Origin of the sequence: Streptomyces sp. NPDC093064, from assembly GCF_044754605.1 — a bacterium.
GTDB lineage: Bacteria > Actinomycetota > Actinomycetes > Streptomycetales > Streptomycetaceae > Streptomyces.
The window spans coordinates 27,137-41,868 of sequence record NZ_JBIVPK010000045.1; the positions used below are offsets into that span (position 1 = coordinate 27,137).

Sequence of the window (14,732 nt, forward strand, 5' to 3'; positions counted from 1 at the left end):
TACCCCATCGAGAACCGAGAGAAGACTGAAGCCTTATGGCTACCACTTCACTTGACCTGGCCCATGTCCGCAACATCGGGATCATGGCCCACATCGACGCGGGCAAGACGACCACCACCGAGCGGATCCTGTTCTACACCGGTGTGTCCTACAAGATCGGTGAGACCCACGAGGGTTCCGCCACGATGGACTGGATGGAGCAGGAGCAGGAGCGTGGCATCACGATCACCTCTGCTGCCACCACCTGTCACTGGCCGCTGGACAACATCGACCACACGATCAACATCATCGACACGCCGGGTCACGTCGACTTCACCGTCGAGGTGGAGCGCTCCCTGCGCGTGCTCGATGGTGCCGTGACGGTGTTCGATGGCGTCGCCGGTGTCGAGCCCCAGTCCGAGACGGTGTGGCGTCAGGCGGACCGCTACGGCGTTCCGCGCATCTGCTTCGTGAACAAGCTCGACCGCACCGGTGCGGAGTTCCACCGCTGCGTGGACATGATCAAGGACCGCCTGGGCGCGCAGCCGCTGGTCATGCAGCTGCCGATCGGTGCCGAGGCCGACTTCAAGGGCGTTGTGGACCTGGTCCGCATGAAGGCGCTCGTGTGGTCCGCCGAGGCCGCCAAGGGCGAGATGTACGACGTCGTCGACATCCCGGCCACGCACACCGAGGCCGCCGAGGAGTGGCACGGCAAGCTGGTCGAGGCCGTCGCGGAGAACGACGAAGAGATCATGGAGCTGTACCTGGAGGGCAACGAGCCCACCGAGGAGCAGCTGCACACCGCGATCCGTCGTATCACCATCGCGTCCGGCAAGGCCTCCGAGACCACGATCACCCCGGTGTTCTGTGGCACCGCGTTCAAGAACAAGGGCGTTCAGCCCCTGCTCGACGCGGTCGTGCGCTACCTCCCCACGCCGCTCGACGTCGAGGCCATCGAGGGCCACGCCGTGGGCAACGCGGAAGAGGTCATCAAGCGCAAGCCGTCCGAGGACGAGCCGCTGGCCGCGCTCGCGTTCAAGATCATGAGCGACCCGCACCTGGGCAAGCTCACCTTCGTCCGGGTCTACTCGGGCCGCCTGGAGTCCGGCACCGCCGTGCTGAACTCCGTCAAGGGCAAGAAGGAGCGCATCGGCAAGATCTACCGCATGCACGCCAACAAGCGTGAGGAGATCCCGTCGGTGGGCGCCGGCGACATCGTCGCCGTCATGGGTCTGAAGCAGACCACCACCGGTGAGACGCTGAGCGACGACAAGGCCCCGGTCATCCTGGAGTCCATGGACTTCCCGGCGCCGGTCATCCAGGTCGCCATCGAGCCCAAGTCGAAGGGTGACCAGGAGAAGCTGGGCGTCGCGATCCAGCGCCTGGCCGAGGAGGACCCGTCCTTCCAGGTCCACTCGGACGAGGAGACCGGCCAGACCATCATCGGCGGTATGGGCGAGCTGCACCTCGAGGTGCTGGTCGACCGCATGCGCCGTGAGTTCAAGGTCGAGGCCAACGTCGGCAAGCCGCAGGTCGCGTACCGCGAGACGATCCGCAAGGCCGTCGAGCGCGTGGACTACACCCACAAGAAGCAGACCGGTGGTACCGGTCAGTTCGCCAAGGTGCAGATCGCGATCGAGCCGCTCGAGGGTGGCGACACCTCGTACGAGTTCGTGAACAAGGTCACCGGTGGCCGCGTTCCGAAGGAGTACATCCCTTCGGTGGACGCCGGTGCGCAGGAGGCCATGCAGTTCGGCATCCTCGCCGGCTACGAGATGACGGGCGTCCGCGTCACGCTTCTCGACGGTGGCTACCACGAGGTCGACTCCTCCGAGCTCGCGTTCAAGATCGCCGGTTCGCAGGCCTTCAAGGAGGCCGCGCGCAAGGCCGGTCCTGTGCTGCTCGAGCCGATGATGGCCGTTGAGGTCACCACGCCCGAGGACTACATGGGCGAGGTCATCGGCGACATCAACTCCCGCCGTGGCCAGATCCAGGCCATGGAGGAGCGGGCGGGTGCCCGTGTCGTGAAGGGCCTCGTGCCCCTCTCGGAGATGTTCGGCTACGTCGGCGACCTCCGCAGCAAGACGTCGGGTCGCGCAAGCTACTCGATGCAGTTCGACTCCTACGCCGAGGTTCCGCGGAACGTCGCCGAGGAGATCATCGCGAAGGCCAAGGGCGAGTAACTCACCCGAGTTCCAGCCTTTAGTCTTGACTCCGGAGCCTCTCGGGGCATTCCACGGATTCGCGGCGATCAGCCGCACGGCCGGAGGAATGCCCCGGAGATCCGGGCCATCCAGCAAAGATCACCTGGCGCCGATGAGTAAGGCGTACAGAACCACTCCACAGGAGGAACCCAGTGGCGAAGGCGAAGTTCGAGCGGACTAAGCCGCACGTCAACATCGGCACCATCGGTCACATCGACCACGGTAAGACGACCCTCACGGCCGCCATTACCAAGGTGCTGCACGACGCGTACCCGGAGCTGAACGAGGCCACCCCGTTCGACAACATCGACAAGGCGCCCGAAGAGCGCCAGCGTGGTATCACGATCTCCATCTCGCACGTCGAGTACCAGACCGAGGCGCGTCACTACGCCCACGTCGACTGCCCCGGTCACGCGGACTACATCAAGAACATGATCACCGGTGCCGCCCAGATGGACGGCGCGATCCTGGTGGTCGCCGCGACCGACGGCCCGATGCCGCAGACCAAGGAGCACGTGCTCCTGGCCCGCCAGGTCGGCGTGCCGTACATCGTCGTGGCTCTGAACAAGTCCGACATGGTGGACGACGAAGAGATCATGGAGCTCGTCGAGCTCGAGGTCCGCGAGCTCCTCTCCGAGTACGAGTTCCCGGGTGACGACCTCCCGGTCGTCCGTGTCTCCGCTCTGAAGGCGCTCGAGGGCGACGAGAAGTGGGTCCAGTCCGTCCTGGACCTCATGGCCGCCGTCGACACCGCCATCCCGGAGCCGGAGCGCGACGTCGACAAGCCGTTCCTGATGCCGATCGAGGACGTCTTCACCATCACTGGTCGCGGTACGGTCGTCACCGGCCGCATCGAGCGTGGTGTCCTCAAGGTCAACGAGACCGTCGACATCATCGGCATCAAGACGGAGAAGACCACCACCACGGTCACCGGCATCGAGATGTTCCGCAAGCTGCTCGACGAGGGTCAGGCCGGTGAGAACGTCGGTCTGCTGCTCCGTGGCATCAAGCGTGAGGACGTCGAGCGCGGCCAGGTCATCATCAAGCCGGGTTCGGTCACCCCGCACACTGACTTCGAGGCCCAGGCCTACATCCTGTCGAAGGACGAGGGTGGCCGCCACACGCCGTTCTTCAACAACTACCGTCCGCAGTTCTACTTCCGCACGACGGACGTGACCGGCGTGGTGACCCTCCCCGAGGGCACCGAGATGGTCATGCCGGGTGACAACACCGAGATGAAGGTGGAGCTCATCCAGCCCATCGCCATGGAAGAGGGCCTGAAGTTCGCCATCCGTGAGGGTGGCCGCACCGTGGGCGCCGGCCAGGTCACCAAGATCCTGAAGTAAGCTCACCGGCTTGCTGAAGGGTCCCCCGACCTGGTAGCTCCATCGCGAGCACCACAAGGGCCCGTACGACTCCTGTCGTACGGGCCCTTTCGCGTTCCCCCGGTCAGGGGGTCACAGGCGTTGCCACAGTGCTGGTGCGTTCGGGGGCTCCCAGCCCGGCTGCGCCTGGTGGCCCTGGAGGCAGCGATAGGTGGCGCCGCCGTAGGTCACCGTGGCGCCGGCCTGGTAGACGGTGCCGGCCGACCAGGTGCCGCCGGGGTTGCCCGGGCCCGGTTCGCCGGGGCCGCCGGTGGTCGTCCTCAGCGTGAGCCCGTAGGAGCTCAGGATCGGGTTGACCGGCTGGAAGTACGTCGTGCCGCCGGTCGAGCAGTTGCCCGTGCCGCCCGAGGTGACGCCCTGCGCCTGGCTGCCGGAGATGAAGGAGCCGCCCGAGTCGCCGGGCTCCGCGCACACCGAGGTCCGGGTGACCCCGGAGACGGTGCCCTCCTGGTAGGTCACGCTGGTGTTGAGCTGCTGGACGGTGCCGCAGTGCCAGCCGGTCGTCGAACCGGAGCGGCACACCGAGGAGCCCACGGTCGCCACCGTGGACCCCGTCACCTGGACGTTCTGGCCGCCCTGGTTGACGTAGGGGGCCGCCGTCCAGTTGGAGTTGGTGGCCACCCAGGCCATGTCGTTGCCGGGGAAGACCGACACCTGGAAGGTGCCCTGGGCCACCTGGTTGGACCCGTTGGTGCTGCTGCCGGCCCGGCCGCAGTGCCCGGCGGTGGCGAAGCCCTGCTGGGTGCCGCGGGTGATGGGGAAGCCGATCGAGCAGCGGCTGCTGCCGTTGATGTAGTACGCCTCGCGGCCCCGCAGGTCGTACACCGGGCGGGGGCGCTCGGCCGTCTTCCGCACCCGTACGAGGTCGCCGTAGACGCCCGCGGCGGCCAGCAGGTGCCGCGCGGCGGCGGGCCGCATGGCCTCCACCGCCACGGTGTTGGTGGGTACGTCGACGTACCAGACGGGCGCGTCGAGCGTGGACGTGTGCAGGGCGGCCCGGTCCAGGCGGGTCTTGGCGGCGTCCAGCGCGGCCAGCGAGCGGTCCACGACGACGGCCCGGGCGCCCCCGGCCTCGATCGCCGGGACGTCGGCGGCGTCGGTGGTCGCCGCGGTCAGCGTGTCCGACTCGGCGCCGCGCAGCCAGGCGCCCGCGTAGTCGGCGCCCAGGGCGCCGCGCAGCCGCCCGGCCGAGGCGCCCGCCGGGGCCTCGTTCGCCAGCCGCCGCTCGGCCTGCGCCCGGTCCAGGCCCAGGTCGCGCCGCATGGCGTGCAGGACGGCGGCGGAGGTGTCGGCGGTGCGCAGGGTCTGTGCGGCCGTCGGCCCGTGCGGTGGCGGGGCGGAGGACGCGGCCGTCCCGGCGCTCGCCGTGCCGCTCAGGCCGGTCAGGAGCAGGGCGCCGGTCGCCGCCATGGCGGCGCACACGGCTCTGGTGTGTCGCTGGAGCATGGGGGTCTCCTCGGTCTCGGTGGGAGGTGCCGAAACCGTAGGAAGGATCAACTCCACGCCGTAAGACGTCGGTTGACCCCCCTGCCCGGCGTTATGGAACGACCGCCCCGGGAGTCCGCCCCGGGAGCCCGGCCGGGAAGTGCCGGGGCGGTCGGTCAGGTCGTCCCGTCCGGCCGCCCGCCGGCGGTGGTGAGCCAGTCTGCGTAGCTGTGGCTGCGTGCCGCCGCGCCCGCGTGCGCGGTGCGGGCCTGGGCCAGCACGGTCGCCGCGGTGTCCGGCCGCTGGGTCGCCGGGTGCCAGCCCAGCAGGTGCCGCCAGACCAGGGGTGTGTCGGCCAGCGGCTTGGTCGTGATGCCGGGGGTGGTGGGGAAGGCGGCCCGGCACAGCCCCACTGCACGGCCCACCTGCACCAGGTCCACACAGGAGGCCGTGTCCGTCTCGTACATCCGGCGCGGAGCGAAACCGGCGCGGGCGCAGGCCGCCGTGAAGCAGTCGGCGAAGCAGCCGTCGCCGGGCACGCAGGCCCACTCCTCGTCGGCGAGCCCGGCCAGCTCCACCTCGCGTCCGTGGGCGAGCGGATGCCCTTCCGGGAGCATCACGAACACGGGATCGACGGCGATCTCCCGCCAGACGAGGCTCTCCGCGCCCGGCGGCGCGGCCGTGCCGCACGTCCCTGCGACGGCGAAGTCCAGCCGGCCGTCGGCGAGCAGGGTGGCGAGCTCCCGCTCGGACCAGGAGGCGTGGGTGGTCAGCTGCGCGTCGGGCGCGGCGTCGGCCAGCAGGTCCACCAGGGCCCCCAGTAGCGGCCCGTGCGTGGCGCCCAGCCGCAGCCACTGCGCGGCCCGCCGGGCCCGCGCGAACCGGGCCGACTCCTGCTGGAGTTCGTTCACCGCGGGCAGTACGAGCCGGGCCCGGTCCAGTACCAGCTCGCCCAGCGCGGTCGCCCGCACCCCGTGCCGTCCGCGCTCGAACAGCTGGCCACCCAGGGCCCGTTCGATGCGCCTGAGCTGTGCGCTCAGCGCGGGCTGCGCGAGTCCGAGCACCGTCGCCGCCCTGGTGAGGCTTCCTGCCTCGGCGATGGTCCGGATCGTCTTCAGATGCCGCAACTCCAGCTCCATGCAGGGAGCTTGCGGTGCCCGGGGCGGTGGGGCAAGAGGTTGGTCCGTACCACGGGCGCGGGCGCGCCCGTGAGGGCGCCTGCCGCCTGCTGGGTGCCGGGCACCGGGGGCGAGGGGCGGGAGCCGGGGGTGCCGGGCAGTGCGCGACGCCGGGCGCGGGGTGCCCGGTGGAGGGGGGCTGTTACGAAACTATTCGGCGCGTACGACCCCTGGTTCCCCGCAGACCACTCCTCCAGCATTTGTCATGCCACTGACCAAATTCAGGTGTGTGAGGGGTGTGCCATGTCTGCGCACGTCAGCCGAAGAGCCGTCCTGGGCGCGAGCCTCGCCGCGGTGCCGGTGCTGTCGTCGGGTGCTCTGGGCACGTCGGGTTCCGCGTGGGCGGCCGGGGGTGAGGGCGGCGGTCCGCGGGTGACGGATCCGGGGGCATACGTCTCCTTCGCACCCCGTGAGCCGAGGCCGGGCTCGTTCTCCCTGGTGGGCGCCCCGATCGTGGTCAGCGCCGACGACCACCCCGGAGTCGTCCGGGCGGCGGGAGACCTGCGCGACGACATCCAGCGGGTCACGGGCGTACGGCCCGGCCACACCATCGCCCGCAACGCCGTGCTGGTGGGGACGATCGGCCGCAGCCCGCTGATCGACGGCCTGGTGAAGTCGGGGAAGCTGGACGTCACCGCGGTGCGCGGCCGCTGGGAGACCTCGCTCCAGGCGGTGGTCGACCATCCGATGCCCGGCGTCGACCGCGCGCTCGTCATCGCGGGCAGCGACCCGCGCGGCACGATCTTCGGGGCGTACGACGTCTCGTACGGCATCGGGGTCTCGCCCTGGTACTGGTGGGACGACGTGCCCCCGGTGCGCCGCAACCGCGTCTGGATCCTGCCGGGCCGCCACACGCAGGGCACCCCGGCGGTGAAGTACCGCGGCGTCTTCATCAACGACGAGAACCCGGCTCTGGGCACCTGGGCGCCCGCGTACTTCGGTCCGGGCAAGGCCCCCGGGCAGCCCGGCGGCTTCAACGCCGACTTCTACGCCAAGGTCTTCGAGCTGCTGCTCCGCCTGAAGGGCAACTACCTCTGGCCGGCAGTGTGGGGGCGCGCCTTCGCGGAGGACGACCCGGAGAACCACAAGCGGGCGTCGGAGTACGGCATCGTCATGGGCACCTCCCACGAGGCGCCCATGATGCGCGGCATCGAGGAGTGGAACCGCCACGCGGGCGGGGGCACCGACCCCTACGGCGGCAACGGCGAGTGGTCGTACCGCCGCAACGCCGAGGCGATCAAGGCCTACTGGCGGGCCGGCATCCAGCGCATGGTGGACCAGGGCTTCGAGGGCGTGGTGACCCTCGGCATGCGGGGCAACGGCGACACCAGCCTGCCCGACGGCGACGGCATCGAACTGATGCAGGAGATCATCGCCGAGCAGCGCCGCATCATCGAGGAGGTCACCGGCAGGCCGGCCGCCGAGACCCCGCAGGTGTGGACCCTCTACAAGGAGGTGCAGCGCTACTGGGACCGCGGCCTGCGCGCCCCGGACGACGTCACGGTCGTCCTCACCGACGACAACTGGGGCAACATCCGCAAGCACCCCGACCCCGCGGAGGGCGCCCGCGCCGGCGGATACGGCCTCTACTACCACTTCGACTACGTCGGCGCCGGCCGCAACTACAAGTGGGTCGACACGGCGAACCTCACCAACCTCTGGGACCAGCTCCACCAGGCCCACGCCTACGGCAACCACGGCCTGTGGGTCACCAACGTCGGCGACCTGAAGGGCAACGAGCTGCCGACGGAGTTCTTCCTCGACTACGCCTGGAACCCGTACAGCTGGCCGCAGGAGCGGCTGGGGGAGTGGGAACGCCGCTACGCCGCCCAGAACTTCGGCGAGGCGGACTCCGGGCCGATCGCGGAGGTCCTGGCGGAGTACGGCCGCCTCCAGGCCCGCCGCAAGCCCGAGCTGCTCAACCGCCGGATCACCCTCCGGGACGGCGAGGTCGTCTACGACGACGAGCAGACCCCGTACTACTTCGCCCACCGTGAGCTGGAGCGGGTCACCGACGAGTGGAAGGCCCTGGCCCGCAAGGCCGACCGCGTCGCGCGCAAGCTGCCCGCGCGAAGCCGGGACGCCTGGTTCGAACTGGTCGGCTACGAGGTGGAGGCGACCGCGAACCTCTACGGCCTGCGGCAGGCCGAGTTCACGAACCTCCTCTACGCCAGGCAGGGCCGGGCGGCGACCAACGACCTGGCGGCGCAGGCGGAAGCGGGCCTGGAGCGGGACTTCGCCCTCGCCGACCGCCTCAACCACGAGGTGGCCGGCGGCAAGTGGAACGGCTTCCAGACCCAGCCGCACATCGACTACGGGGACGTGGAACGCTACGGCCCCAACGCGGGCTGGCAGCAGCCGGAGATCGACAACGTGGCGATCCCTGACGTCCTCTTCCCCGCGGTCCGGCGGATCGAGGTGCCGCGCGCCGCCGGACTGGGCGTCTCGGTGGACGGCGCGGAGGACGCGGGGAGCTGGTGGCCGGGAGGGGCGGCGACCGCGGCCCGGCTGCCCTCCTTCAGCCCGTACCAGACCCGCCCGCAGCAGTACGTGGAGCTCTTCAACCGCGGCCGCACGCCCTTCGAGTACCGGATCGAGTCCTCGGCCCCGTGGCTGCTGGTGGACCGTGCCCGGGGCCGGGTGGAGCAGCAGGTGCGGGTCGAGGTCCGGGTGGACTGGCGCCGGGTGCCGAGCGGCCGGGCGGAGGCGAAGCTGACGATCTCGGGCGCGGGCACGGCGGTGACGGTCGCCTGCGCGGCGGAGAACACCTCGCCCCGTCTGGTGCGGGGCTTCGTGGAGGCGGGCGGCTACGTGGCGATCGACGCGGAGCACCACGACCGCGTGGTGGGGGAGTGGCGCCGCCTGGACGGAGTCGGCCGCACCACCTCGGGCATGACCCCCTGGCCGGTGACGGCCCCGCGCCGCACCCCCGGCGCCCCGAACTCTCCGCGCCTGGAGTACGAGGTGACCCTCCTCTCCGCGGGCGAGGTGACGGTGTGGGCGGAGGTGTCGCCGAGGAACCCGGCCCTCCCGACCGGCGGCCTGCGCTACGGCATCTCCTTCGACGACGCCGCACCGCAGACGGTGGACATCAACGCGGCCACGGGCGCGGACGACGGCACGATGAACACGGCGTGGGCCCGCAACACCTCCGACAACGTGAACCGCACCGCGACCAGGCACACGATCACCCGCGCCGGAACGCATCGCCTGAAGTTCTGGACGGTCGACCCGACGATGGTCCTGCAACGCCTGCTGATCGACACGGGCGGCCTGCCGGCGACCTATTTGGGGCCGCTGGAGAGCCTGCGGGTGTAGGGCGGTCCGTCGCCCCGATCCGCGGTGCGACGGCCCACCCGGCCAGTGCGGGGGCATCCGCCCCGGCACCGGCCGGGGCCGAGGGGGAGCACCGACCTGTCGGTAAGCTCGCCGTGGTACACGACGGCGGGGGCTGGGGTGGGGATGAGAGCGGGCCGGGCGGAGCGGGGGCGGCAGGCGCGCAAGGAGCGCCGGGACCGGGTCGAGGAGCTCGCCGGGGTGATGACGGCGCCGGAGGTGCCGCTGGTGTGGCGTGCCGGGTGGCGCGGGAGGGTGACGGGTGCGGTCATCTGCGCCGTGTTCGTCGCGCTGACCGAGCATCCGGCCGAGGCGAGTCTGGCGCATCCGCAGCTGGGTGCCCTGCTCTACGCGCTGTGGACTTCGCTGGTCGTCGGCTTTCCGTGCTGCTGGTTCGCGCTGTGGCGCGTCACCGCGGACCGGGACGGCGTGTACATCCGCCGGCTGTGGTCCACGCGGCTCCTGCCGTGGTCGACGATCACGCGTGTGGAGATGCGGCGCGACGGGCAGTTGGAGTTCTTCGGCCGTACCCCGGAGCCCATGGCCGGGTTCTTCGCGCCGCCCTGGATGAGCCGTGTCGCCCGCTCCGACCGGGGCAGCCGGGCCGCCGACACGCTGAGTGCCATGGCCCTCCACGGCGATCTGCGCCCCACGGCCCGGGTCGAGCGGGGGCTGACCGGCACCGGACTCGCCCCGTGGATCATCCTGCTGGGCGTCGTCCTGTACCTCGCAGTCGAGTTCTTGCCCCACTGGCCCCTGGCGTAGGCGTCCCCCGGGAACGGTCGTACCAGCCGATTTTTCGGAATCTTGATCTCACATCGTGGACTAAAGGTGCCGGGTCACTGGCCAGTGCATCGATCCAGAGGTAACACTGAAGGGTCGGCCGTTTCCCGGATGCCCATTCCCGGGTCGGCCGAGTTTCTGCGCGCGGCAACGGCGCCGAGCGTTCATCACCGGCTTCGACGCCGGTAGTAGCCGTGCCAGAAGGGGACCCTGTGACGACCCGACCCGACACCAAGACCCAGCTCGCCTCCCTGCTCGCCGAGATCGAGCGCCGCAATCCGGCCCAGCCCGAGTTCCACCAGGCCGCTCACGAGGTACTGGAGACACTGGCGCCGGTGATCGCGGCTCGGCCGGAGTACGCGGAGGCGGGGCTCGTGGAGCGGTTGTGCGAGCCGGAGCGGCAGATCATCTTCCGGGTGCCGTGGCAGGACGACCACTGCCGGGTGCACGTCAACCGTGGTTTCCGGGTGGAGTTCAACAGCGCGCTGGGCCCGTACAAGGGCGGTCTGCGCTTCCACCCGTCCGTCGATCTGGGCGTCATCAAGTTCCTCGGCTTCGAGCAGATCTTCAAGAACGCGCTGACCGGGCTCGGCATCGGCGGCGGCAAGGGCGGAAGCGACTTCGACCCGCACGGGCGGAGCGACGCCGAGGTCATGCGGTTCTGCCAGTCGTTCATGACGGAGCTGCACCGGCACATCGGCGAGCACACCGACGTGCCGGCCGGTGACATCGGCGTCGGCACTCGTGAGATCGGCTATCTGTTCGGCCAGTACCGGCGGATCACCAACCGCTGGGAGGCCGGTGTGCTCACCGGCAAGGGCGCGAACTGGGGCGGCTCGCTGATCCGGCCCGAGGCCACCGGGTACGGCAACGTGCTCTTCGCCGAGGCGATGCTGCGCGAGCGCGGCGAGGAGCTGGAGGGGCAGACCGCGGTCGTCTCCGGTTCCGGGAACGTCGCGATCTACACCATCGAGAAGCTGACCGCCCTCGGTGCGAACGCGCTGACCTGCTCGGACTCCAGCGGGTACGTCGTCGACGACAAGGGCGTCGACGTGGAGCTGCTGAAGCAGATCAAGGAGGTCGAGCGCGGCCGGATCAGCGAGTACGCCGAGCGGCGGGGCACCTCCGCGCGGTTCGTGCCCGGCGGGCGGGTCTGGGAGGTCCCGGGCGATGTCGCGCTGCCCTCGGCGACGCAGAACGAGCTGGACGAGAAGGACGCGGAGACGCTCATCCGCAACGGGGTGAAGGCCGTGTCCGAGGGCGCGAACATGCCGGCGACGCCCGAGGCCGTGCACCTGTTCCAGCAGGCCGGGGTGGCCTTCGGCCCCGGCAAGGCGGCGAACGCGGGCGGGGTCGCGGTCAGCGCCCTGGAGATGGCGCAGAACCACTCCCGTACGGCGTGGACGGCCACCCAGGTGGAGCGGGAGCTGGCGCTCATCATGAGCGACATCCACACCACCTGCCACGAGACCGCCGAACGCTACGGCGCCCCCGGCGACTACGTGACCGGCGCGAACATCGCCGGCTTCGAGCGGGTGGCCGACGCGATGCTGGCCCAGGGCGTCATCTGACGGCCTTCCCCCGGGTGCTCCGGCGGACGATCGCGGGCGGTGGTGTGGACGCGGAGCCGCCGCGGGTGTGCCGGGGCCGGTTTCATCCGGCCCCGACGGTCAGCGGGTGGTCCCGGGTGTGTCCAGCAGCCGTTCGACGTCGAGTGCGCCGCCGGCCGCGGTGAAATCGCGGGCCACCTCGGCGCGCAGTTCGGGGTCGGACAGGAAGTCCGCGGCGGTGCGGGCGAGGGCGGCGGCGCCGTCCAGCACCGTGCGGTCGGCCTCGGCGCCCGCCGTGCACGCGGCGAAGTCCGCGGTGTGCAGGGCCGTTCCGGCCGGTGCCACCGACAGCATCGGGTGGATGGCGGGGATCCGTACGCTGACGTTGCCGAGGTCGGTGGATCCGGATCCGGTGTCCGGTGCGGCGTTGCCGGGCAGGACGGTGCGGCCTCGCCCGGTGAGGTGCAGGGCGAAGTGGGTGGCCAGAGCCTCGTTGCTGCGCACCGGCATACAGGGCGGGCAGTCGTCCCAGCGCACGGTGACCTCGGTCCCGGTCATCGAGGCGGCGCCCTCGAAGACCCGCTGGGCCCGCTCGGAGAGCTCCGCGAGCGCCTCGACGGTGCGGGCCCGCAGATAGAAGTGTGCGGCCGTCCGGTCGGGCACCACGTTGGGACGTGTCCCGCCGTCCGTGATCACACCGTGGATCCGGTCGGTGGGCGGGATGTGCTGCCGCAGCGCGGCGATTCCCTGGTACGCGGCGACGACCGCGTCCAGCGCGTTGACGCCCATGAACGGTGTGGCGGAGGCGTGCGCGGCAAGGCCGCGGTATTCCACGACGACCTCCCGCAGGCCCAGGTAGGGCGAGTCCGTCAGGTCGCCGCCGGCGAACGGGTGGATCATGACCGCGGCGTCCACGCCGTCGAACGCCCCGGCGCGGGCCATGGTCTCCTTTCCGGTGCCGTTCTCCTCCGCGGGGGTGCCCAGCAGCACCACCGTGCCGCCGAGCGCGGGTATCACCCGGGCCAGCGCCAGGAAGGCGCCGACGGCGGCCGCGCAGATGACGTTGTGGCCGCAGGCGTGCCCGATGCCCGGCAGGGCGTCGTACTCCGCCAGCACCGCCACGGTGGGCCCCTGCCCGGTGCCCGCGGTGGCGCGCAGCGCGGTGGGCAGGCCGTACACGCCGGTCTCGACCTCGATGCCGTGCGACCGCAGCAGTTCGGCGACGCGCGCCACCGCGCGGTGCTCCTCGAAGCCGGGCTCCGGGTCCTGGTGCAGGGCGTGGCTCAGGGCGAGCAGGGACTCCCGGTCCTCGGCGACGGCGGCGTCGATCCGGGCGTGCAGCTTCTCGTCGGCACCGGTGTGCGGGGACTTCCACGCGGTGGCCTGCTCGGCCGCGCGAGCGGCCTTGCGGGCCAGTTCCTCCAGGTGCGCGCGGCCCGCGGTACTCGCCGCTGGGGCGACGGCTGTCGCTGACATCAGGCCTCCATCAGGGTGGGTGTGGCGGTGAGCTCGGCGCCCTCGGACTCCTCGGGCGCCCGGTGCAGCAGGACGCAGACCACGCTGACCACCGCCATGCCGAGGAAGAGCAGGGCCACCGGCGTCCAGTCGGTGCCGGAGGGGCCGGCCAGCCACTGGGCGAGGGCCGGGGTGGTGCCGCCGCCGATCAGCCCGGCGAGCTGGTAGCTGAGGGAGAGCCCGGTGTAGCGGATCCGGGGCGCGAACCACGTGGTGATCATGGTGCCGATGGTGGCGTAGGCCACGGTGCTGGCCAGCATGGCCAGACCCATGCCTGCCCAGAGGCCCGGGATGGTGCCGATGTCGGCGAGCCAGAACATCGGGAACGCCACCAGCAGGTGCGAGAGGAGTCCGATCAAGGTGAGCCGGCGGACCCCGAACCGGTCCGCCAGCATCGCCGAGACCGGCGTGAAGACGATCACCACGAGCGAGCAGAAGATCCCGGCGGTGGAGACCTGCGCCTCACTGAAGTGCAGATGGTCGAGGGCGTAGACGGACATGAAGGTGACGATGACGTAGTAGCCGCCGACGGTGACAAGGAAGGCTCCGGAGGCCAGGAGCCAGGGGCGCCACGCGGTGCGGATCACGCCGACCAGCGGGATCTGCCGGGCGGACTCCTTCTCCTGATCGGCGCGCTTCTGCGCCTCGCCGAACTCCGGGGACTCCTCCAACTGGCTGCGGATCAGCAGGCCGGTGATCACCAGCAGGCTGGAGAGGAGGAATGGGATTCGCCACGTCCAGCTGATGAGCGCGTCATGGCCCGGCAGGGAGGCCAGCGCGAAGACGCCGGTGGCGAGGAAGAAGCCGACACCGTCGCCGATCTGCGGGAAGGAGCCGTACAGGGCCCGGCGCCTGGGCGGTGCGCTCTCGACCGCGTACAGCACGGCGCCGCCCCACTCGCCGCCGACCGCCAGCGACTGCAGGATGCGGACGACCAGCAGCAGCGCGGGGGCGAGGGCGCCGGCGGAGGCGTAGCCGGGGAGCAGACCGATGAGGAAGGTGGAGACGCCCATCAGCAGCAGGGAGCCGATCAGTGCCTTCTTGCGCCCGTAGCGGTCGCCGATGTGGCCGAAGAGGATCGCGCCGAGCGGCCGTCCCAGGGAGCCGACGGCCAGGGTGGCGAACGAGCTGAGCACGGCCAGTGCGTGGTTCATCTCGGGGAAGAACAGCTTGGGGAAGACCAGGGCCGCCGCCGTGCTGTAGATGCCGAAGTCGTACCACTCCACGCTGGTGCCGATGAGGGTGGCGGTGGCGATCCGCAGCGGGCTGCGACGCTTGCTGGGACCGTCGGTCCCGGGTGGTCTGCGGAGGGCTGTGCTCATGGACCGGCTCCTTTGCGAGAAGGGGGCGGCCCGTCCGACGCGGGGAGGGGGTACG

The 14,732-nt window shown here is 71.0% G+C and carries 9 protein-coding genes; 5 read left to right on the forward strand and 4 right to left on the reverse strand.

Annotated features, from left to right (window positions below):
• Positions 1-35 precede the first annotated feature (35 nt).
• The gene (gene fusA / locus ACIQFZ_RS34260) at positions 36-2,162 is read left to right on the forward strand and encodes an elongation factor G (RefSeq protein ID WP_365426335.1); all 2,127 of its coding nucleotides are present in this window, start codon (positions 36-38) and stop codon (positions 2,160-2,162) included.
• 173 nt (positions 2,163-2,335) lie between these two features.
• Entirely contained in the window at positions 2,336-3,529 is a 1,194-nt protein-coding gene (gene tuf / locus ACIQFZ_RS34265) for an elongation factor Tu (protein ID WP_365776552.1), read from the forward strand.
• A 111-nt stretch (positions 3,530-3,640) separates the two neighbouring features.
• Here tuf and ACIQFZ_RS34270 read toward each other — a convergent pair whose 3' ends face one another.
• On the reverse strand, positions 3,641-5,014 hold the full coding sequence (locus tag ACIQFZ_RS34270; RefSeq protein ID WP_402693043.1) for a carbohydrate-binding protein: 1,374 nt from the start codon (positions 5,012-5,014) through the stop codon (positions 3,641-3,643).
• Between the two features lie 155 nt (positions 5,015-5,169).
• Positions 5,170-6,132 (reverse strand): LysR substrate-binding domain-containing protein, encoded by a 963-nt coding sequence (locus ACIQFZ_RS34275; RefSeq protein ID WP_402693044.1) that lies wholly within the window; start codon positions 6,130-6,132, stop codon positions 5,170-5,172.
• Positions 6,133-6,414: 282 nt separating this feature from the next.
• On the opposite strand from ACIQFZ_RS34275, the gene ACIQFZ_RS34280 reads away from it, so the two are divergent.
• The 3 genes from ACIQFZ_RS34280 (at position 6,415) to gdhA (ending at position 11,861) form a co-directional block, all read left to right on the forward strand.
• Complete coding sequence (locus ACIQFZ_RS34280; RefSeq protein ID WP_402693045.1) at positions 6,415-9,489, forward strand: glycosyl hydrolase 115 family protein; 3,075 nt, start codon at positions 6,415-6,417, stop codon at positions 9,487-9,489.
• Between the two features lie 144 nt (positions 9,490-9,633).
• On the forward strand, positions 9,634-10,272 hold the full coding sequence (locus tag ACIQFZ_RS34285) for a PH domain-containing protein (protein WP_402693046.1): 639 nt from the start codon (positions 9,634-9,636) through the stop codon (positions 10,270-10,272).
• Between the two features lie 230 nt (positions 10,273-10,502).
• Positions 10,503-11,861 carry an NADP-specific glutamate dehydrogenase gene (gdhA, locus tag ACIQFZ_RS34290; RefSeq protein WP_384085746.1) on the forward strand — a complete coding sequence of 453 codons (1,359 nt, stop codon included), beginning with the start codon at positions 10,503-10,505 and terminating at the stop codon, positions 11,859-11,861.
• A 99-nt stretch (positions 11,862-11,960) separates the two neighbouring features.
• On the opposite strand, the gene ACIQFZ_RS34295 is transcribed toward gdhA, so the two are convergent.
• Together ACIQFZ_RS34295 and ACIQFZ_RS34300 are read right to left on the reverse strand one after the other, a co-directional pair.
• Positions 11,961-13,316: a M20 family metallopeptidase gene (locus ACIQFZ_RS34295; RefSeq protein ID WP_402693047.1), complete on the reverse strand. Its 1,356-nt coding sequence runs from the start codon at positions 13,314-13,316 to the stop codon at positions 11,961-11,963.
• The gene (locus ACIQFZ_RS34300; RefSeq protein WP_376606569.1) at positions 13,316-14,677 is read right to left on the reverse strand and encodes an MFS transporter; all 1,362 of its coding nucleotides are present in this window, start codon (positions 14,675-14,677) and stop codon (positions 13,316-13,318) included. Before ACIQFZ_RS34300 ends, ACIQFZ_RS34295 begins: the two co-directional genes overlap by 1 nt.
• Positions 14,678-14,732: the final 55 nt, after the last annotated feature.